Consider the following 18,571-nt stretch of genomic DNA (forward strand, 5'->3'; position numbering starts at 1 on the left):
GACCATGCCATCGCTCGATACCCTCGCGCGCCTCGCCGCGCACACCGGCGGCCTGCTCTACCCGCTGGCGCTGCTGCTCACCCTCACCCTGGCGGTGAGCCTGGAGCGCGGCTGGGCGTTGCGCAGCCTCGATCGGCGCGGCGAGCGCCTCGCCCGCGCCCTCGCCGGGCTCGACGCGGCCGATCGCGGCGGGCTCGCCGGGCTGCTCGAGGCCCGCCCCCACGCCGTCCACGCCGCGCTGCTGCGCTGCGCGCTGACGCCGCCGGAGACGGCGGCGCCAGCCGGCGCCCTCGCCGCCCGGCTCGACGAGCACATCCTCGCCATCCAGCCACAGCTCGATCGGCGCCTGTGGGTGCTCGACACAGCCGTCACCCTGGCCCCCCTGCTCGGCCTGCTCGGCACCATCGTCGGCATGTTCCACGCCTTCGCCGCGCTCGGCGGCGAGGCCAGCGGGCGCGCCCAGGCGGTCACCGGCGGGGTCGCCGAGGCGCTGGTCGCCACCGCCGCCGGGCTGCTGATCGCGGTGCTCGGGCTGGTCGCCTTCAACGCCCTCGGCGAGCGCGCGCGCCGCGCCGGGCACCAGCTCGAGGTCATCAAGGTGATGCTGGTCAACCGCTTCGCCGGCGCCGCATGCGGCGCGGGGGCGGGCTGATGGCCTATCCCCCCCGCCGGCGCGCGCGCATCGAGGTGGTGGCGATGATCGACATCATCTTCTTCCTGCTCGCCTTCTTCATCCTCGCCACCCTCGAGACCCTCCCCGCGCGCGGGCTCGACGGCCAGCTCCCGGCGAGCGCCACGGCCTCCCGCCTCGACCCCGCCGACGTGGTGATCGTGCTCGCCCGCAACGGCGCGATCAGCGTCGCCGGCGCGCCGCTCGACCACCAGCGGCTCACCGCGCTGCTCCGCGACAAGGGCCCGCGGACCCAGGTGACCATCACCGGCGCCGGCGCCGCCGCGCTCGCCGACCTGGTGGCGGTGATGGACGCCTGTCGCGCCGCCGGGATCACCGCCATCGCCCTGGCCACCCGCGAGGTCGGGGCATGACTCCCCCCGCGCCGCGCTTGCCCGAGATGCCCTGGTGGCTCGCCGGCACCCTCGCCCTGGTCCTCCAGGGCGCGCTGCTCGCGCTCGCCGCCGGGCGGGTACCGATGGCCGAGGGCGGCGAACGCGCCGCGGACACCCCGCTACGCCTGCGGCTCGCCGCCGCCGCGCCCGCCCCGGAGAGCGCGCCAGCCGCGCCCGCGCCGACGGCGGACGCGACGCCCGAACCGCCCCCGGCCGCAGCGCCGCAACCGCAATCCGAGCCCGAATCCGAACTCGAACCGGAAGCGCCGACATCGACTACCGCCCCCGCGCCGAGGCCGAACCCGAGGCCGACGCCGGAACCGGAACCGGAACCACAGCCCACCCCGAAACCGCCGCCGAGGCCCGCGTCGCAGCCGACGCCGCCCAAACCCCAAGCCAAGCCGGCCCCGAGCCCCCAGGCGCCCGCCCAGGCCCCCGCGCCGACACCGTCACGGCCACGCCACGCCGCGCCCCCGGCGACGCGCGACGCCGCGCCGGCGCGCGAGACGGGCGCCGGGCGCGCCGCGGGTGGCCGGGCGACACAGACCACCCCGGATCAGCCGGTGGCCTATCTGCACACCCCCAGACCGGCCTACCCGGCGCGCGCGCGAAGGCTCGGCCAGCACGGCGAGGTGACGCTGGAGGTCCTGGTCGGGCGCGACGGGCGCGCCGAGGAGATCCGCCTCGCCCACTCCTCCGGGGTCGAGAGCCTCGACCGCGCCGCCCGCGAGACGGTCGCGCACTGGCGCTTCCGCCCGGCGCGGGTCGACGGCGCCGCGCGGGCGAGCTGGGTGCGCATCCCGGTCCGCTTCACCCTGAACCACTGAGAGGCGAGGAGATCCCGATGCACCGCATGCCACGCTTCACCCTGTTGCTGGTCGCCCTGATCACCACCCAGACGCACGCCGCGCCCGCACCGACGGTGCCGGTCGCCGTGGTCGGCGGGCTGGTGATGTGCGGGGTGTGGCCGGCGCTGGCCGAACGGGCCGAGCGGGCCACCGGGCTGGCGATCGCCACCGTCGCCGCCGCACCCAAGGACCAGGTGGTGCCGCGCTTTGCCGGCGGCGAGGCCGACCTGCTGCTGATCCACGGCGGCGAGGCGGCCTTCGACCTGGTCGCGCGCGGGCTGGCCGCGCCGCTCACCACCTGGGCGCACAACCGCTACGTCATCCTCGGCCCCGAGGCCGATCCGGCGGGGGTGCGCGAGGCGCCCGACGGCATCGAGGCGCTGCGCCGCATCGCCCGCGCCGACGCGCCGATGATCGGCTACCGCGACCCCGGCAGCTATCTCGTCGCCGCGCGGCTGTGGCGCGCCGGCGGACTGCGCCCCGGGGTGCGCCAGCAACTCCCGAGCGGCGCCGAGGTACGCCACGGCGCGCTGATCGACGCCGGCGCGCGCGGCGCCTATGTGATCGCCGGCGAGATCCCGGTGGCCTTCGGCCGTCTCCCCCACCCCGGGCTCGCCGTGCTGCTCGACGACGATCCGCAGATGCGCCGGCACTTCGTCCTCGCCCTCCCCGGCCCGGCCCACCCCGCCGATGACGCGCGGCGCGCGCGCGCCCGCCGGCTCGCCGACTACCTGCTCGGCGCCGAGGGCCAGGCGGCGCTGCGCGCGGCCAACCGCGACGGCCCCTGGATCCACCCCAACCCGACATCGCCCCACTGAGGCGCGCACACCATGGACGAGACCCCAAGAATGCGAACCCTCGGATGCTGCCTCGCCCCGCTGTGCTGGCCGCTCGCCGCCGGCGCCGAGCCCGCCCAACCGCTACCCGCGATCGAGATCAGCGCGACCCGGATCGCATCGGACGCGGGCGACTACGCCACCACCGAGCTCGACGGCGCCACCCTGGAGGCGCGCGGCGGCGCCGCCCAGGTCAATCCCTACCGCGCGCTCGACCTCACCCCCTCGGTCAACCGCGCCGAGGCCGACCCCAACGCGCTCAGCACCGAGCAACAAACGCTGCGACTGCGCGCCATCGCCGCCTCCACCGCCACCGGGCTGGCGGTGACGATCGAGGGCACCCCCTCCTCGACCAGCGCCGGGCGCGGCGGCGTCGGCAACCTCTACGACCTGGAGAACCTCGAACGACTCACCCTGTGGCGCGGCCCGCAACCGGCCGGGGTCGGCCTCGGGGTCGGCAACCTCGCCGGCAGCCTGGCGCTGGGGCTGCGCGCGCCGCGCCAGCAGCCGGGGGTGATGGCGCGGGTGGCACGCGCCGATCACGACTTCCACCGACTGTTCGCGCGGCTCGACAGCGGCACCATCGGCGCCGCCGCGAGCCGGCTGTTCCTCTCCGCCTCCAGCGCCGCCGGCGAGCAGTGGCGCGGCCCCGGCGGGCAGAGCCGCGACACCCTCAACCTCGGCTGGGCGCAACCGCTCGGCGCCGACCTGTCGCTCAGCCTCTACGGCGCCCACAACCGCTTCCACAGCAACGCCTATCGCCCGCTGACCCATGCCGAGAGCCAGGACCTCGAGCGCTACGGCACGCTCGGCTACCACGCCACGCTCACCGGCTCGGCGCGCGAGGACGCCAACTATTACGCCTACAACACCCAGCACTACACCGAGGACAACCTGCTCGCCACCCTGAGCTGGCAGCTCGGACCACGCGCCCGCCTGCAACTGCGCCCCTACTGGCTGGAGACCCGGGGCGAGCGGCTCACCGGCAAGCGCACCGGCATCACTCGCGTCGAGGTCAACCAGCGCCAGTATGGCGCCGTCGCCGAGCTGCAGCTCGAACTCGACGCCGCCACCCTGACCCTCGGTCACTGGAGCCAGCGCCTCAGCTCGATGCCGCCGCCGCTGAGCCAGCGCCTCTACACCGTCGATGCCGAGGGCGCGCTGCGCTTCTCGCGCTGGGGCATCCTCGCCGAGCAGGGCGAGCGCGCCTACGAGAGCCCCTTTGCCATGATCGAGGGCGAGCGGCGCGGCTGGCGCTACACCCTGGGGACGCGCTATCTGCGCCTGCGCCTGCCGGCGATCACCGGTTACGACGCCAGCGCCCTGCCCGATCTCGACCACGGCGCGGCGCTCGACCTCGACCCGCCGGTCGACCCGGCGCTCGGCACCGCGCCCGTCACCCTCGCGGCCTGGCTGCCGAGCCTCAGTCTGAGCCGTGAACTCACCCCGGGGCTGGAGGCCCGGCTCGCCCTCGGACGCACCATCGGCAACCCCTGGCTCGGCCCGCTCTACAGCGGCTACATGAACGCGCGCGAGCGGTTCGAGGCCGCCGGGATCGACCTCCAGTCGCTGTGGCAGCGGCTGCGCTTCGAGCGCGCCGAGACCATCGAGGCCGGGCTGCGCTGGCGCCACGGCAACCTCACCCTGGCGCCGACGCTCTACTGGGGTCGGCTGCGCGACAAGCAGGTGATGGCCTACGACCCGGCGCTCGATCTCAGCTATCTCCAGGGCGGGGTGCGCGCCCACACCCAGGGCGCCGAGCTCGAGGCGCGCTGGCGCGCCGACGCGCACTGGAACCTGGTGGCCAGCCTGTCGTGGAACCGCAGCCGTCTCGACACCGACATCCGCACCGCCGCCGACAGCCTGCTCGCCACCCGGGGCAACCAGGTCCCGGACGCCCCCGAGTGGCTCGCCAGCCTCGCCCTGGAGTACCGCCACGGTCCCTGGACCCTGACCCCGGTGGTGCGTCACGTCGGACGACGCTACGGCGACGCGGCCAATACCGAGCCGGTCGACGCCCACACCCTGTTCGATCTCGGCCTCGGCTACCGCCACCGCGCCATGAGCCTCTCGCTGGCCGTCGACAACCTCTTCGACACCCGCTATGTCGCCGTCATCGACGCCGGGCGCGACGACGCCCAGCCCGGCACCATCGGCTACTACCCGGGTGCGCCGCGCACCCTCTCGCTCACCCTGACGATGCAACTCTGACCCCGTGGACAAGGAGACTCCATCATGCCCCTGCTCATCGCCCTGCTGATGCTCTGCTGCGCCCTGCCGGCGCACGCGGCCACCGACGACGACGGTCTGCTGATCGCCGCCGGGGCCGGCTACAAGCGCCCGCTGCTCGCGCTCTACCAGGCCTTCGAGCGCGACAGCGGCATCGGCGTCGAGGCCGCCTTCGGCAACATGCGCCAGGTGCTCGCCCAGACCCGCGCCAGCGCGCGCGTGGCGCTGGTCGTCGGCGAGCGGCGCTTCCTCGCCGAGAGCGGGCTGTTCGCCCGCACCCAGCCCTTCGGTCGCGGCCGGCTGGTGCTGGTGCGCACCGCCGCGCTGGCCGGTCGACCGCTCACCGACCCGGCCTTTCGCCGCATCGCCCTGCCCGATCCGGCGCGGGCGATCTATGGCCGCGCCGCGCTCCAGTCACTCGAACACGACGGGCTGCGCAAGCCGCTCGCCGAGCGCCTGACCGTGCTCGCCACCGTCCCCCAGGTCGCCGCGCACCTGCGCGCCGGCAGCGTCGAGGCCGGCTTCATCAATGCCACCGAGGCGCGCGCGCTCGACCCCGAGCGGCTGGTGGTCGAGACCATCGACCCGAGCCACTACGCGCCGCTCGAGATCGTCATCGGCGTGCCCACGCACCGCGCCCCCGGAGCGGCGGCAGAGCGCTTCCTCGACTTCGTCGCCACCCCCGCCGCCCGCGACCTGCTCGCCGGATACGGGCTGTGAGGCCCGGTCACCACCGGGGCGCGCGCCTCGCCCCAAGGATCTTTGCCATGACCGACTCGACCAGGATGCGCGCGCTCGCGCTGGGCGCCGCGCTGCTCGCCCCCGGACTCGCCCCCGGACTCGCCCAGGCGGCCAACTGGCTGCTTCTCCAGGGCAGCGAACCCGAGCAGGGGACGCGCGCGCTGCGCCCCTGGGGCTTCGCCCAGCTCGCCTATCAACAGGGCGAGGACACCCCGATCCCGGTCGGCGGCTGGGCCGGCCAGGGGATGGCGGCCAACCGCCTGGGGCCGGACAAGCGCGCCGCCGAACGCTGGCAGTTGCGCCGGCTACGCCTCGGCGTGCGCGGGCGGGTGCCGGGCGGCGCGCCGCTCGATTATCTGGTCGCGGTGGAGGCCGGCGACAACGGCGCGACCCGCGAGGGCGACGAACTGCAGCTGATCGACGCCAGCCTCAGCTATCGCATCGACCCGGCGCTGCGTCTGCGTCTCGGCCAGTTCAAGCCGCCGGGCAGCGAGGAGGCGCTGCGCCCGGCCCCGCGCCAGCCCTATTTCGCCGTCTCGACCGCGGTCGATCAGTTGCTCAACGAGACCTTTCTCGACCACGACGGCAGCGACCCGCTCGATGCCAACACGCCGCGCGGCCCGCGCTCGCTCTATCACGACATCGGCGCGCAGCTCTTCGGCGTGCTCCCCGGCGGCGGGCCCTGGGCGCACAGCTACGCGCTGATGCTCGGCAACGGCAACGGCGTCGCGCGACTCGACAACGACAGCCACAAGGATCTCTATCTCTACTGGTCGAGCGAGTACGTCGAGGGCGGGCGCGGCGCCGCGCGCCAGGGCACCAAGCTGTTCGGCTGGTGGCAGCAGGGACGGCGCGAGCTCGACGGCGCCGACCCCGGCAGCCACCTGCGCACCCGCGCCGGCGCCGGGGTCATCCACCAGGCGGCGCGCTGGCGGCTGAGCGGCGAGTACCTCGTCGGGCGCGGCATGATCCTCGCCGGCAGCGACGGCGGCGCGGTGCCCGGCAGTTGGAACAACGCCGCCACCCGCATCGCCGGGCGCAACCTGTTGCCCGAGGGCGAGGCCGACGGCTGGTACCTCGAGGGCGGCTGGCGGCTGGCCCCGCGCACCTGGCTCGATCTGCGCTACGACCGTTACGACCGCGGCACCGAGTCGGCCGCCGACCATCGTCGCTTCACCACCTGGACGCTGGGATTGCGCTACCGCATCGACCGTCACTGGCAGGTAATGGCCAACTATCAGTGGCGCGAGGCCGAGGCCCCGGGGCTCGATGCGCGGGCCGACGCCAACCGGCTGCTCGCCGCGCTCGACGACCGGCTCGCGCTGCAGCTCCAGTTCGTCTACTGACGGGATCGGGGGATCATCGATGTCCGCGCTGCTCGCCTGCTCGCCCGACGCCCTGCTGCTGAGCCTGCGGGTGGTGGCGGTGACCCTGGCGCTGTTGCTCGTCGCCGGGGTCGGGCTGGGCTATCTGCTCAGCCTGTCGTTCCCGCTGCGCTGGCTGCTCGATGCGCTGGTGTCGCTGCCGCTGGTGTTCCCGCCGATCGCCATCGGCTTCTTCCTGCTGATGCTGTTCGGGCGCCACGGCGTGCTCGGCGCACCGCTCCACGCGCAGCTCGGCTGGGAGCTGGTGTTCTCCTTCCCGGCGCTGGTGCTCGCCGCCTTCATCGCCGGGCTGCCGCTGGTGGTCAAGCCGGTGCAGTCGGCGATCGAGGGCAGCGCGCGGGTGCTGGTCGAGGCCTCCTACACCCTCGGCAAGGGGCGACTGGAGACGCTGTGGCGGGTGGTGATCCCGGCGGTGCGCCCGAGCCTCGCGGCGGGGCTGACGCTCGGCGCCGGGCGCGCCTTCGGCGAGGTCGGCATCACCCTGATGCTCGGCGGCAACCTCATCGGCTCGACCGAGACGCTGTCGCTGGCGATCTACAACCATGTGCTCGACGGCGACTTCACCTGCGCCACCCGGCTCTCGCTGCTGCTCGGGGGGATCTCGCTGGTGTTGTTCCTGCTCCTGCGCCGACTCGGACGACTGTGATGACCGAACTCTCCGCCCACCTCGCCTTCCGTCGCCCCGGCTTCGACCTGCGCCTGCGTCTGGCGCTGCCCGGCGCCGGGATCACCGCGCTGCTCGGTCCCTCGGGCGGCGGCAAGAGCACCCTGCTGCGGCTGCTCGCCGGGCTCGAGCGCCCGCGCGCCGGGCACATCCGTCACCGCCAGCGGCTGTGGTACGCGCGCGCCGCCGGCATCGACCTGGCGCCGCGCCGGCGCGACCTCGGCTTCATGTTCCAGGACCACGCCCTGTTCCCCCACCTCAGCGTCGCCGAGAACATCGGCTACGGGCTCGCGCGCGCGCCCGATCGCGCCGCGCGGGTGGCGCGCTGGATCGAGCGGGTCGGACTCGGCGGGCTGGCGCAGCGACGCCCCGGGCAACTCTCCGGCGGTCAGCGCCAGCGCGTCGCCCTGGCGCGCGCGCTCGCCCCGGCGCCGGCGCTGCTGCTGCTCGACGAGCCCTTCTCGGCGCTCGACGCCAGTCTGCGCCAGTCGCTGCGGCTGCTGTTGCAGGAGCTGATCGCCGAGACCGCCACCTGCGCCCTGCTGGTCAGCCACGACCTGGAGGACGCGCGCCAGTGCGCCGACCGGGTCGGGGTGATGATCGACGGGCGGCTGCGCCGGCTCGACGAGGCCGAGGCGGTGTTCGCCGCACCGGGCGATGCCGAGGTCGCGCGGGTGCTCGGCTGGCCCAACACCCTGGCGGTGACGCGCTGGGAGGAGCGCGCGGCCTGCGGCCCCTGGGGCCGGGTCGAGTTGGCGCGCGCACCCCGGCGCGAGGACAGCGTGGTCGCGCTGCTGCCCGACGGCCCGCGCCCCGGCGCCCGCGCCGGGCTCGCCGTCGAGATCGCGCGGGTGATCGACATGGGCCCCTATCGCGCGCTGAGCTGTCGCCTGCCCGACCGCACGGCGCTGCGCATCCACCTGCCGCGCGCCCTGCCCTGTCCGGCGCGCGGCGAGCGCACCCTGCTCGACGTCCCCCCGGGCTGCGCCATCGCGCTCCCGGCGGGGACGGCTAAAACCATCCAATCCACGAGGTATTGACCATGATCCGACCCCAACCCCTGGCGCTCGACGACCACCGCCTGCAGCAGCTGCTCGCCGAGGACGTGCCCTACGGCGACCTCACCACCGAGGCGCTGGAGATCGACGCCCGCCCCGGCCAGATCCGCCTGTTCGCCCGCGACCCCATGGTGGTGTGCGGGATCGAGGAGGCGGCGCGGATGTTCGAGCTGTGCGGCGCGCGCGCCACCCTCCACGCCGCCTCCGGCCAACAGGCCGCGCCCGAGACCCTGCTGCTCGAGGCCAGCGCCGAGGCAGGCATCCTGCACCGCGCGTGGAAGAGCGCGCAGACCCTGGTCGAGTGGTGCTCGGGGGTGGCCAGCCGCGCCGCCGAGATCCAGGAGGCGGCGCGCCGCGGCCGCCCCGAGGCGCTGGTCGCACTCACCCGCAAGAACGTCCCCGGCACCCGGCGTCTGGCGGTCAAGGCGGCGCGCGCCGCCGGCGCGGCGATGCACCGCACCGGGCTCTCCGAGACCCTGCTGGTGTTCGCCGAGCACCGTCTGTTCCTCGACGAGGAGCCCGCCGCGGCGATCGCGCGACTGCGCCGCCGCTGTCCGGAGAAGCGGGTGGTGGTCGAGGTCGAGGACGGCGCCGAGGCGCTCGTCTGGGCCGCGGCCGACGTCATCCAGCTGGAGAAGTTCAGCCCCGCGGCGGTCGCCGAGACGGTCGCCGCGCTCGCCGCCGCAGGCTCGACGGCACTGGTCGCCGCCGCCGGCGGGGTCAACGCCGCCAACGCCGAGGACTATGCGCGCGCCGGGGCGCGGCTGCTGGTGACCAGCGCGCCGCATCTGGCGCCGCCGCGCGACGTTCAGGTCCGCTTCGCGCGCGGGGTCTGACCCCCGGGGCGCGCATCGCTCAACACCAGCGGGAGGACTCGCCATGCGGGCATCATCCACCATCGAGCTCGACCACCCCGATCACCCCTGTCTCGCGCCCTGGCGGGCGCTGCTCGGGCACCACTGGCGCGCGCGCCTGATCGCGCCGCGCCGGTTGCGGATCTATCGCGAGTACGAGGTGACGGCGCGGCGCATCATCGGCAACGATGCCGCCGGCGCGCCCTGTCTCTGCGTCTGCGACTACCGCCGCTTCGAGCCGCGCTCGGACGACGGCGAGACCTTCTACGCCGTGCTGGTCCACGCCGAGTCGCACCTGGCCTGGCGGCTCGACGACGGGCGCTGGCTGTCGCTGCGGCGGATCGCGCCCCAGGGCGAGGACGGCGCGCTGCTCGAACAGCGCGCGCTGCGCGCCGAGATGCCGCGCTGAACACACCCGCGGCGGCGCTGGCAAGGACATCGGTCGTTGCGTCCAAGGCCCCGTTCTGGGCGCTCCCGGCGCCCGCCGAGACGGCTGGTCAGGGCCCGACGCGGGTTGGTATAACTAGCCCGGAGCCGACCGGCGCAACCGGCTCAGGGACACGTATGCGCCCGCGTCGCGCACCGCCGTCGGGCGGCGACGCGCGCCCCCGAGCCCCGGCCAGCTCCCGACCCTGTCGTCACCACGACAGACCCAGCATCCCGATCGCGAGGTAACAACCCTTGGCCCAACCGCGTTACACCTTCACCCAACGCCTGCTGCACTGGCTGGTCGCCCTGCTGGTGCTCGGCCTGCTCTGCTCCGGCACCCTGTTCTGGGCGCTCGGCTACGAGGGCATCGCCAATCTCTTCGGCGAGGACTTCGCCGCCACCCTGGTGACCATCCACAAGAGCGTCGGCGCCACCGTGCTGCTGCTGACCCTGCTGCGTCTGGTGCTGCGTCGCCGCTCGCCGGCCCCGGCCTACGAGCCGCCGCTCGGCAAGGGTGAGCAGTTCGTCGGCGGCGCGCTGCACGTGCTGCTCTATCTCGGTCTGCTCGCCATCACCATCGGCGGCGCCGTCGCCGTGGTCAGCGCCGGCTACCCGCTGGAGTTCTTCGGTCTCAGCATCGAGCTGCCGCTGGCCGAGAACCCGGAGCTTGCCAAGACGCTGTTCTTCTATCACGGGCTGGGCGCGCTGGCGATCTTCGTGCTGGTGCTGATCCACACCGCCGCCGGGCTCAAGCACTGGCGGTTGAAGGACGGGGTGATGACCCGCATCAGCCTGCCCTGAGGCAACGGGCGCCCGGGGCAGCCCGGGCGCGCGGCGGGGCGCAACGCCCCGCCCTCACCCCTCACCCCTCACCCGCCCCCGACGATGATCCTGCTCACCCTGCTGCTGCTGCCCGCGACCCTGCTCGGCCTGCTCGCGCTCGCCGTGCAGCTCGGTTTCCGCGCCCCGCGTCGACGCGCCCGCCACGACCCGGCGGCGCTCGGGCTCGACTTCGAGACCTGCGTCATCCCCACCCGGCGCGGTCGCCGGCTGTTCGCCTGGCTGCTGCCCGCGCCCGACGCCGAGGCGACCCTGGTGGTGCTCCACGGCTGGGGCAGCAGCGCCGAGTTGATGCTGCCGCTGGCCGCGCCCTTCCGCCGCGCCGGGCTCAACGTGCTGTTGTTCGACGCGCGCAGCCACGGCAACAGCGATGGCGACACCTTCTCCTCGCTGCCGCGCTTCGCCGAGGACCTGGAGGCGGCGGTCGACTGGTTGCGCCGCGTCCATCCCACGCGCTGTCGCCGTCTCGCCCTGCTCGGGCACTCGGTGGGGGCCGGCGCGACCCTGTTCTACGCCGCCGACAACCCGCTGCCCGACGCGGTGATCAGCATCGCCGCCTTCGCCGACCCGGCCGAGGTCACCGAGGGCTATCTGCGCACGCTGCGCCTGCCGCGCTGGCTGGCGCGGCTGGCCACCCGGCACGTCGAGTGGCGCATCGGCCACCGCTTCGCCGAGATCGCCCCGCTGCACACCGCCGCGCGCATCGGCTGTCCGCTGCTGCTGGTCCACGGCACCGCCGACACCAGCGTGTCGCCGCGCGACGCCCGACGCATCCTCGAACGTGCCCCCACCGGTCGGGCGCGGCTGTACGAGGTGCCCGGCGCCGGGCATGATTCGGTCGAGCACATCGAGCGTCATGTCGGTGCCCTGATCGACTTCCTCGCCGAGCACGGGGTCGGGGGGACCTCCCATCCTGGTGCAGGGGCGACCGAGGATGCCTCGATGCGGTGCACCGCCACCCGCCGTTCGCCACCCGTCGCTTCCTAAGCATCCGGATCACGGGGACTTCCTTTTTTGGCATCGGTATTGCTTGGCTAGGCCCGTCGTTATATCGCCCTCGATATAACCCTTGTCACCGAGTCAACAGAGGCCGCGATCATGCCCCATGCCGCAGAGACCCACGCCCGACTCAAGACCTCGGGCGCCCTACGGCTCGATCTCGACACCAGCCGCTTCGCCGGGCACGAGCGCATCGCACTGCTGCGCCGCATCGACGAGACCGGCTCGATCTCGCAGGCGGCGCGCGCCCTGGGCATCTCCTACAAACAGGCCTGGGACGCGGTCGATGCGATGAACAACCTCTCGGCCGCGCCCCTGGTGCAACGTCGCACCGGCGGACGCCACGGCGGCGGCACCGAGCTCACCGCCGAGGGGCGACGGCTGATCACGGTGTTCGAGACCGCCGAGCGCGAGCATCGGCGCTTTCTCGAACGACTCGGCGAGGGCGTGCGCGACTTCGACCATTTCCATCGTCTGTTAGGAGTCATCAACATGAAGGTCAGCGCAAGGAATCATCTGCACGGCGTGGTCACCGCGGTGCGTCGCGGGGCGGTCAACGCCGAGGTGGTGCTCGACCTCAAGGGCACGCCGCTGGTGGCGATCGTCACCAACGAGAGCGTCGAGGCGCTCGGCCTCGAACCCGGGCGCGAGGCCTACGCCCTGGTCAAGGCCTCCTTCGTGCTCATCACCACCGAGGACGGCGGGCTGCGCACCTCGGCGCGCAACCGTCTGTGCGGCACCGTCGAGCGGATGATCGAGGGGCCGGTGAACACCGAGGTGGTGCTCGCGCTCGACGGCGGCGCACGCGTCACCGCGATGATCACCGCCGAGAGCGCGCATCAACTCGAACTGGCCGAGGGCAAGCGCGCCTGCGCGCTGATCAAGGCCCCGCACATCATCCTCGCGGTCAGCGACTGAGCCACCACGCCACCCATCCCCGTCAGCGACAAGGAGTATCGAAGGATGTCGACCCCATTGCGCTCACTCACCGCCGCCGTGCTGCTGCTCGGCTCCACCACCCTAGTCCAGGCCGAGGAGGTCCGGGTCGCGGTCGCGGCCAACTTCACCGCGGCGATGAAGGAGATCGCCACCGCATTCGAGCAAGCCACCGGACACAGCACCCGGATCAGCTACGGCTCGACCGGCAAGCTCTATACCCAGATCGTCAACGGCGCGCCCTTCGACGTCTTCCTCGCCGCCGACCAGCGCCGCCCGGCGCTGCTCGTCGAGGAGGGCCGCGCCAACGCACCCTTCACCTACGCCATCGGCGAGCTGGCGCTGTGGAGCGCCGACCCCGCGCTGATCACGGACGGCGCGGCACTGCTCGAATCGGGCGCGTTCGACCGCCTGGCGATCGCCAACCCCAAGACCGCGCCCTATGGCGCCGCGGCGATGGAGGTGCTGGAGTCGCTGGGGCTGGCCGAGACCCTCGCGCCCAAGCTGGTGCGCGGCGACAACATCGCCCAGACCTACCAGTTCGTCGCCACCGGCAACGCCGAACTCGGCTTCGTCGCCCTGGCGCAGATCGCCCTCGACCCCAGCGGCTCGCGCTGGGAGGTGGAGCAGTCGCACTACAGCCCGATCCGTCAGGACGCGGTGCTGCTCGAGGGCGCCGAGGCCAACCCCGCCGCCCAGGCGCTGCTCGACTACCTCCAGGGTGAGGCGGCGCGCGCGGTGATCACCCGCTACGGCTACGCCACCGACTGAGCGTGACGAGGCCCGGCAAGCGCCGGGCCTCACCGCCTCCGCCCCATCCCCGCCCGGAGCACCGCCGTGTCACTCGATCTCACCCCGGTCTGGCTGACCCTCAAGCTCGCCACCCTCACCACCGCCGTGCTGCTGGTGGTGGGCACGCCGCTGGCCTGGTGGCTGTCGCAGACGCGCTCACGCTTCAAGCAGATCGTCGCTACCCTGGTGGCGCTGCCGCTGGTGCTGCCGCCGACGGTGCTCGGCTTCTATCTGTTGCTGCTGCTCGGCCCGCACGGCCCGATCGGCACACTCACCGAGCGGCTCGGGCTCGGCACCCTGCCCTTCACCTTCGCCGGGCTGGTGGTCGGCTCGGTGCTCTACTCGCTGCCCTTCATGGTGCAGCCGGTACACAATGCCTTCGAGGCGATCGGCCGGCGCCCGCTGGAGGTCGCCGCCACCCTGCGCGCCTCGCCGCTGGCGCGCTTTTTCGACGTCGCCCTGCCGCTGGCGCTGCCCGGGCTGCTCACCGGCGCGGTGCTCGCCTTCGCCCACACCGTCGGCGAGTTCGGGGTGATCCTGATGATCGGCGGCAACATCCCCGGCGAGACCAAGGTGCTCTCGGTGGCGATCTACGACCACGTCGAGTCGCTGGAGTGGGCCCAGGCGCACTGGCTCGCCGGCGGCATGGTGCTGTTCTCCTTCCTGGTGGTGCTGACGATGAACCTGCTCGGCCAACGCATGCGGCGGATCGGTCATGGCTGACGTGCTCGACCTCGCCTTCCGTCTCGATCGCGGCGACTTCAGCCTCGATCTTGCCTGTCGCGTCCCGGCGCGCGGCGTCAGCGCCCTGTTCGGGCGCTCCGGCTGCGGCAAGACCACGGTGCTGCGCTGCGTCGCCGGGCTGGAGCGCGCCGCCGGTCACTGCCGACTCGCCGAGGCCTGCTGGCAGGACGACGCCAGCGAGCGCTTCCTGCCCACCCATCGCCGCCCGATCGGCTACGTCTTCCAGGAGCCGAGCCTGTTCCCGCACCGCTCGGTGCGCGCCAACCTCGACTACGGACGCCGCCGCATCCCGGCGCGCGAGCGGCGCGTCGACCTCGACGAGGTAGTCGAGCTGCTCGGCATCGCCCCGCTGTTCGGGCGCGACCCGGCGGGGCTCTCCGGCGGCGAGCGTCAACGCGTGGCGATCGCCCGCGCCCTGCTCACCAGCCCCCGGCTATTGCTGATGGACGAGCCGCTGGCCGCGCTCGACCACACCAGCAAGCGCGACATCCTGCCCTATCTCGAACGTCTCCACGATCACCTGCAGATCCCCGTGCTCTACGTCAGCCACGACCCCGACGAGGTCGCGCGGCTGGCCGATCACATCCTGCTGATCGAGGCCGGACGGCTGCGCGCCGCCGGTCCGGCGCAGCAGATGCTCACCCGTCTCGACCTGCCGCTGGCGCGCGAGGAGACCGCCAGCGCCCTGCTCAGCGGGCGGGTGCGCGCCCATGATGCGCGCTACGGCCTCACCCGCGTCGCCATCCCCGGCGCCTCGCTGATGCTCGAACGGCTCGACCGCGCGGTGGACGAGACCGTGCGCGTACGCATCCACGCCCGCGACGTCAGCATCGCCCTCGACGACCCCGGCACCTCCAGCATCCTCAACGTCCTGCCCGCGCACATCGTCGAGATGCACCCGCTCAGCGAGTCCCAGGTCCTCGTCGGCCTCGCCGTCGGCGACACCCCCGAGAGCCGCCTGCTCGCGCGCATCACCCGCCACTCCTGGGAACGCCTCCGCCTCCATCCCGGTCAGCAGGTGCATGCGCAGGTCAAGGCGGTGGCGGTGATGGATTGAGCCCCGCCGCTCGACTCGTCACACTGTTGTCGCCGTCTTACCAGCGACCTCGATGGGTGAAAACGGGAGGCACGCATGCAACGCGTCAAGATCTGCTGCATCAGCTCCAGCGAAGAGGCCGCACTGGCGATCCGCTGCGGCGCATCGGCGCTCGGGCTGGTTTCGGAGATGCCCAGCGGGCCCGGCGTCATCTCCGAGGCGGAGATCGCCGAGATCGCCGCGCGAATCCCGCCGCCGATCGCCACCGTCCTCCTCACCAGCCGCACCGATCCGGCCGAGATCATCGCCCAGCAGAGGCGTTGCGGCGTCAATACGCTGCAGTTGTGCGACCGGCTGCCACGCGGCGCGCACCAGACGATCCGCCGGGCGCTCCCCGGCGTGTCGCTGATCCAGGTCGTCCACGTCAAGGGCGCGGCGTCGGTCGAAGAGGCCGAGGCCCTCAGCCGCGAGGTCGATGCCATCCTGCTCGACTCCGGGAACCCATCGCTGCGGGTCAAGGAACTCGGCGGAACAGGCCGCACCCATGACTGGTCGCTGAGCGCCGAGATCGTCAAGAGATCCCACGCCCCCGTGTTCCTGGCGGGCGGCCTGAACGCCGAGAACGTGCGTCGGGCAATCGCCCAGGTTCGGCCCTTCGGCCTCGACATCTGCACCGGTGTGCGCACCGCCGGCGCATTGGACGAGGCGCGGCTTGTTGCGTTTATGGAGGCTGTCGGGGGATAGGCCCGCTGGGCGCGGGCGTATCCCATTAGACGCGCGGGGCGCTCGACAATGTCCCCGTTGACACGACGACGGTGCGCTCTCTCCGCCTACATCGTCGAGAAGCACCCACACGGAGTGTCCCAGGCACTCGTCGGCCTCGACGCCGGCGCCATCCCCGAGCCCCCCGTCCCTTGAACTCCAGCATGTCTGCCCGCTCCGGGAGCTTCTGCATTGTGCTCTCCAAGATTTGATCGTCAGTCTACGTCAATCCTTGGGGGCGAAATTCGGGCGGGACCCCCACCTCGGATTGCGTAGCATTGTTGAACGCACAATGCCAATATACGCGCGATAGTTGGCGACCCGGACGTCAGCGCAAGCAATAACCAACATACAAGGTGGTCGCGAGATGATCCTGGCCGACAATGAGACCAAGGTCGACCTCCTCAACAACGAGGCGATCGCTACGACGATCATCAAGCTTCTTCGCGACCGGCCGGATCAGCCAGTGACAGTCGGTGTCCATGGCGATTGGGGCGCCGGCAAATCAAGCGTGCTGGAGATGATCGAGGCCGGTTTCGAAGGCGAAGAGAAAGTCCTGTGCCTCAAATTCAACGGGTGGCGTTTCCAAGGTTTCGAAGACGCGAAGATCGCGCTTATCGAGGGCATTGTCACTGGCTTGATCGAGAAGCGTCCCGCGCTGACCAACGCGGGCGAAGCGGTGAAGGATGTCTTCCGTCGGATCGATTGGCTCAAAGTGGCGAAAAAGGCAGGCGGTTTGGCGCTCACCGCGTTCACCGGCATCCCGACACCTGAGCAGATCCAAGTCATCGTCGGCAAGCTCGAAGGGTTTCTCACCGATCCGGCAGAGCTTGCGAACAAAGACTATGTCGAGGCCGCCATCGACGACGTTAAGGGGCTGTTGAACCCAGCGAGTGAAAGCGCCTCGACCAACGTGCCGGAGGAGATCAACGCCTTCCGCAAGGCTTTTGACGATCTTTTGGAAAAGGCTGGCGTGGAACAGTTGGTCGTCCTCATCGACGACCTCGACCGTTGCCTTCCCGACACGGCGATCGAGACACTCGAAGCCATCCGTCTCTTCGTATTCACGTCGCGCACCGCGTTCGTCGTCGCTGCCGACGAAGCGATGATCGAGTATGCGGTGCGTAAGCATTTTCCCGATCTGCCGGACACAACCGGACCCCAGACTTATGCCCGAAACTACCTGGAAAAACTGATCCAGGTGCCCTTCCGTATCCCGGCCCTCGGCGACACAGAAACGCGTATCTATGTTGCGCTCCTTCTCGTTGGCGCAGATCTTGGCGACAACGATCCAGCGTTCAACAACTTGATCAATGTTGCCCGCCTGCGGCTGAAGCGACCATGGACTTCTGGCGCGCTCGATGCGGCGACAGTGAGAGACGCACTCGGAGACAAGGCATCAAAAGCTAATAATGCGCTGACGCTCAGCGATCAGATTGGGCCGATCCTTGCCAGCGGAACCAGAGGAAACCCTCGCCAAATCAAGAGATTCCTCAACACGCTCGTTCTGCGGCAACAAACAGCCGAAGCACGCGGCTTCGGAGATGATGTCAAGCTGCCCGTTCTCGCTAAGCTGATGCTCGCCGAGCGATTCATCCCGCGCCTGTTTGAGCAGATCGCAGCTGCAGCCGCCGCCGCGCCGGATGGGAAGTGTCTCGATCTGTCCGCGCTCGAGGCCGCCGCGACCGTGCAGGAAGCCGACAATGCCGCACCCGAGACTGCCCTGTTAGAAGAGTGGCTCTCGTCGCCCACCACAAAGGCTTGGGCCGCAGTACCGACCAAGATAGGCGACGACGATCTTCGCCCCTATCTGTTCGTCGCCAAGGACCGGAAAGACTATTTCGGGGTGGCTTCGGTGCTCGGGCATCTGGCCACCGTCGTCGAGCAGCTCTTTGGCGGGAAGCTCTCGGTCCAGGGTCTCGAAAGCGATCTGAAGCGTCTCGCTCCGCCTGAAGCTGCCCAGGTCTTCGAAGCGGTGCGTGGCCGTATCGTCGGTAGCGACAGCTTCGGCAGCGAGCCGCCCGGTGCGGCTGGCTTGACGGTCCTGGTCAAGGCGCATCCCGCCCTTCAGGGAAATCTCCTCGACTTCCTCGAAGCCCTCCCTCGAGACCGCTTGGGTCCATGGGTGTGCGGTGGCTGGGAAGGCGTCCTCAAGGATGCTGACCTGGAGCGGCGGTTTGACCGCCTCCTCGAGCAATGGGGAAAAGACGGTGACACCATGCTGAAGGCTGCTGCGAAAAGTGTGTTGCGCACGCGCCAAGTGGCACGCTGATGGGTACGTCCAGCGCATTCGGTGGCCAAGGAGGCGACACACCGCTCGTGCCAAGTTGGTTGGGTAAGGAAGGCTCGCCGC

General features: G+C 71.8%; 19 protein-coding genes. All 19 read left to right on the forward strand.

Annotation, left to right across the window (positions count from 1 at the left end; translation table 11 throughout):
• Positions 1-4: 4 nt before the first annotated feature.
• The 19 genes from ACAM26_RS11720 to qatA all read left to right on the forward strand — a co-directional run bounded on the left by ACAM26_RS11720 (position 5) and on the right by qatA (position 18,490).
• Positions 5-652, forward strand: a complete 648-nt coding sequence (locus tag ACAM26_RS11720) for a MotA/TolQ/ExbB proton channel family protein (protein ID WP_123143382.1) — start codon at positions 5-7, stop codon at positions 650-652.
• A complete protein-coding gene (locus ACAM26_RS11725) occupies positions 652-1,044 on the forward strand; it encodes a biopolymer transporter ExbD (RefSeq protein WP_123141487.1) in 393 nt (130 codons plus the stop codon). The genes ACAM26_RS11720 and ACAM26_RS11725 overlap by 1 nt, the downstream gene beginning before the upstream one ends.
• Positions 1,041-1,892 carry an energy transducer TonB gene (locus tag ACAM26_RS11730; protein ID WP_369613722.1) on the forward strand — a complete coding sequence of 284 codons (852 nt, stop codon included), beginning with the start codon at positions 1,041-1,043 and terminating at the stop codon, positions 1,890-1,892. Before ACAM26_RS11725 ends, ACAM26_RS11730 begins: the two co-directional genes overlap by 4 nt.
• A 17-nt stretch (positions 1,893-1,909) precedes the next feature.
• On the forward strand, positions 1,910-2,731 hold the full coding sequence (locus tag ACAM26_RS11735; RefSeq protein ID WP_369613723.1) for a substrate-binding domain-containing protein: 822 nt from the start codon (positions 1,910-1,912) through the stop codon (positions 2,729-2,731).
• Positions 2,732-2,761: 30 nt separating this feature from the next.
• Positions 2,762-4,960, forward strand: coding sequence for a TonB-dependent receptor (locus ACAM26_RS11740; RefSeq protein WP_369613724.1), 2,199 nt, complete (start codon positions 2,762-2,764; stop codon positions 4,958-4,960).
• Between the two features lie 24 nt (positions 4,961-4,984).
• Positions 4,985-5,698, forward strand: a complete 714-nt coding sequence (modA, locus tag ACAM26_RS11745; protein ID WP_132229343.1) for a molybdate ABC transporter substrate-binding protein — start codon at positions 4,985-4,987, stop codon at positions 5,696-5,698.
• Between the two features lie 47 nt (positions 5,699-5,745).
• Complete coding sequence (locus ACAM26_RS11750; protein ID WP_369613725.1) at positions 5,746-7,065, forward strand: porin; 1,320 nt, start codon at positions 5,746-5,748, stop codon at positions 7,063-7,065.
• A gap of 19 nt (positions 7,066-7,084) precedes the next feature.
• Entirely contained in the window at positions 7,085-7,750 is a 666-nt protein-coding gene (locus tag ACAM26_RS11755) for a molybdenum ABC transporter permease (RefSeq protein WP_123141743.1), read from the forward strand.
• Positions 7,750-8,808 carry a sulfate/molybdate ABC transporter ATP-binding protein gene (locus tag ACAM26_RS11760; RefSeq protein ID WP_369613726.1) on the forward strand — a complete coding sequence of 353 codons (1,059 nt, stop codon included), beginning with the start codon at positions 7,750-7,752 and terminating at the stop codon, positions 8,806-8,808. Before ACAM26_RS11755 ends, ACAM26_RS11760 begins: the two co-directional genes overlap by 1 nt.
• A gap of 2 nt (positions 8,809-8,810) precedes the next feature.
• Positions 8,811-9,662, forward strand: a complete 852-nt coding sequence (gene modD, locus ACAM26_RS11765) for a ModD protein (RefSeq protein WP_369613727.1) — start codon at positions 8,811-8,813, stop codon at positions 9,660-9,662.
• Positions 9,663-9,705: 43 nt separating this feature from the next.
• A complete protein-coding gene (locus ACAM26_RS11770; RefSeq protein ID WP_123143295.1) occupies positions 9,706-10,089 on the forward strand; it encodes a hypothetical protein in 384 nt (127 codons plus the stop codon).
• Between the two features lie 272 nt (positions 10,090-10,361).
• Complete coding sequence (locus ACAM26_RS11775) at positions 10,362-10,910, forward strand: cytochrome b (RefSeq protein WP_123141739.1); 549 nt, start codon at positions 10,362-10,364, stop codon at positions 10,908-10,910.
• 84 nt (positions 10,911-10,994) lie between these two features.
• A complete protein-coding gene (locus ACAM26_RS11780; protein WP_223807044.1) occupies positions 10,995-11,936 on the forward strand; it encodes an alpha/beta hydrolase in 942 nt (313 codons plus the stop codon).
• 111 nt (positions 11,937-12,047) lie between these two features.
• On the forward strand, positions 12,048-12,866 hold the full coding sequence (locus ACAM26_RS11785; RefSeq protein WP_123141738.1) for a TOBE domain-containing protein: 819 nt from the start codon (positions 12,048-12,050) through the stop codon (positions 12,864-12,866).
• Between the two features lie 45 nt (positions 12,867-12,911).
• The gene (gene modA / locus ACAM26_RS11790; RefSeq protein ID WP_123141737.1) at positions 12,912-13,655 is read left to right on the forward strand and encodes a molybdate ABC transporter substrate-binding protein; all 744 of its coding nucleotides are present in this window, start codon (positions 12,912-12,914) and stop codon (positions 13,653-13,655) included.
• 66 nt (positions 13,656-13,721) lie between these two features.
• Positions 13,722-14,399 (forward strand): molybdate ABC transporter permease subunit, encoded by a 678-nt coding sequence (gene modB / locus ACAM26_RS11795; protein ID WP_123141736.1) that lies wholly within the window; start codon positions 13,722-13,724, stop codon positions 14,397-14,399.
• Complete coding sequence (modC, locus tag ACAM26_RS11800; RefSeq protein ID WP_369613728.1) at positions 14,392-15,477, forward strand: molybdenum ABC transporter ATP-binding protein; 1,086 nt, start codon at positions 14,392-14,394, stop codon at positions 15,475-15,477. The genes modB and modC overlap by 8 nt, the downstream gene beginning before the upstream one ends.
• Before the next feature lie 75 nt (positions 15,478-15,552).
• The gene (locus ACAM26_RS11805; RefSeq protein ID WP_369613729.1) at positions 15,553-16,200 is read left to right on the forward strand and encodes a hypothetical protein; all 648 of its coding nucleotides are present in this window, start codon (positions 15,553-15,555) and stop codon (positions 16,198-16,200) included.
• 385 nt (positions 16,201-16,585) lie between these two features.
• On the forward strand, positions 16,586-18,490 hold the full coding sequence (gene qatA / locus ACAM26_RS11810; RefSeq protein ID WP_369613730.1) for a Qat anti-phage system ATPase QatA: 1,905 nt from the start codon (positions 16,586-16,588) through the stop codon (positions 18,488-18,490).
• Positions 18,491-18,571 lie beyond the last annotated feature (81 nt).

The sequence above is a fragment of the Marichromatium sp. PS1 genome (assembly GCF_041155115.1).
GTDB lineage: Bacteria > Pseudomonadota > Gammaproteobacteria > Chromatiales > Chromatiaceae > Marichromatium > Marichromatium gracile.

Excerpts from the sequence above, each read along its gene's own strand:
- ACAM26_RS11735 (WP_369613723.1), top strand. The coding sequence starts at position 1,910 with ATGCACCGCATGCCACGCTTCACCCTGTTGCTGGTCGCCCTGATCACC.
- ACAM26_RS11740 (WP_369613724.1), top strand. The coding sequence starts at position 2,762 with ATGCGAACCCTCGGATGCTGCCTCGCCCCGCTGTGCTGGCCGCTCGCC.
- ACAM26_RS11755 (WP_123141743.1), top strand. The coding sequence starts at position 7,085 with ATGTCCGCGCTGCTCGCCTGCTCGCCCGACGCCCTGCTGCTGAGCCTG.
- ACAM26_RS11770 (WP_123143295.1), top strand. The coding sequence starts at position 9,706 with ATGCGGGCATCATCCACCATCGAGCTCGACCACCCCGATCACCCCTGT.
- modA (WP_123141737.1), top strand. The coding sequence starts at position 12,912 with ATGTCGACCCCATTGCGCTCACTCACCGCCGCCGTGCTGCTGCTCGGC.
- ACAM26_RS11760 (WP_369613726.1), top strand. The coding sequence starts at position 7,750 with ATGACCGAACTCTCCGCCCACCTCGCCTTCCGTCGCCCCGGCTTCGAC.
- ACAM26_RS11750 (WP_369613725.1), top strand. The coding sequence starts at position 5,746 with ATGACCGACTCGACCAGGATGCGCGCGCTCGCGCTGGGCGCCGCGCTG.
- ACAM26_RS11805 (WP_369613729.1), top strand. The coding sequence starts at position 15,553 with ATGCAACGCGTCAAGATCTGCTGCATCAGCTCCAGCGAAGAGGCCGCA.
- ACAM26_RS11730 (WP_369613722.1), top strand. The coding sequence starts at position 1,041 with ATGACTCCCCCCGCGCCGCGCTTGCCCGAGATGCCCTGGTGGCTCGCC.
- modD (WP_369613727.1), top strand. The coding sequence starts at position 8,811 with ATGATCCGACCCCAACCCCTGGCGCTCGACGACCACCGCCTGCAGCAG.
- ACAM26_RS11725 (WP_123141487.1), top strand. The coding sequence starts at position 652 with ATGGCCTATCCCCCCCGCCGGCGCGCGCGCATCGAGGTGGTGGCGATG.
- qatA (WP_369613730.1), top strand. The coding sequence starts at position 16,586 with ATGATCCTGGCCGACAATGAGACCAAGGTCGACCTCCTCAACAACGAG.
- ACAM26_RS11785 (WP_123141738.1), top strand. The coding sequence starts at position 12,048 with ATGCCCCATGCCGCAGAGACCCACGCCCGACTCAAGACCTCGGGCGCC.
- ACAM26_RS11780 (WP_223807044.1), top strand. The coding sequence starts at position 10,995 with ATGATCCTGCTCACCCTGCTGCTGCTGCCCGCGACCCTGCTCGGCCTG.
- ACAM26_RS11720 (WP_123143382.1), top strand. The coding sequence starts at position 5 with ATGCCATCGCTCGATACCCTCGCGCGCCTCGCCGCGCACACCGGCGGC.
- modA (WP_132229343.1), top strand. The coding sequence starts at position 4,985 with ATGCCCCTGCTCATCGCCCTGCTGATGCTCTGCTGCGCCCTGCCGGCG.
- modC (WP_369613728.1), top strand. The coding sequence starts at position 14,392 with ATGGCTGACGTGCTCGACCTCGCCTTCCGTCTCGATCGCGGCGACTTC.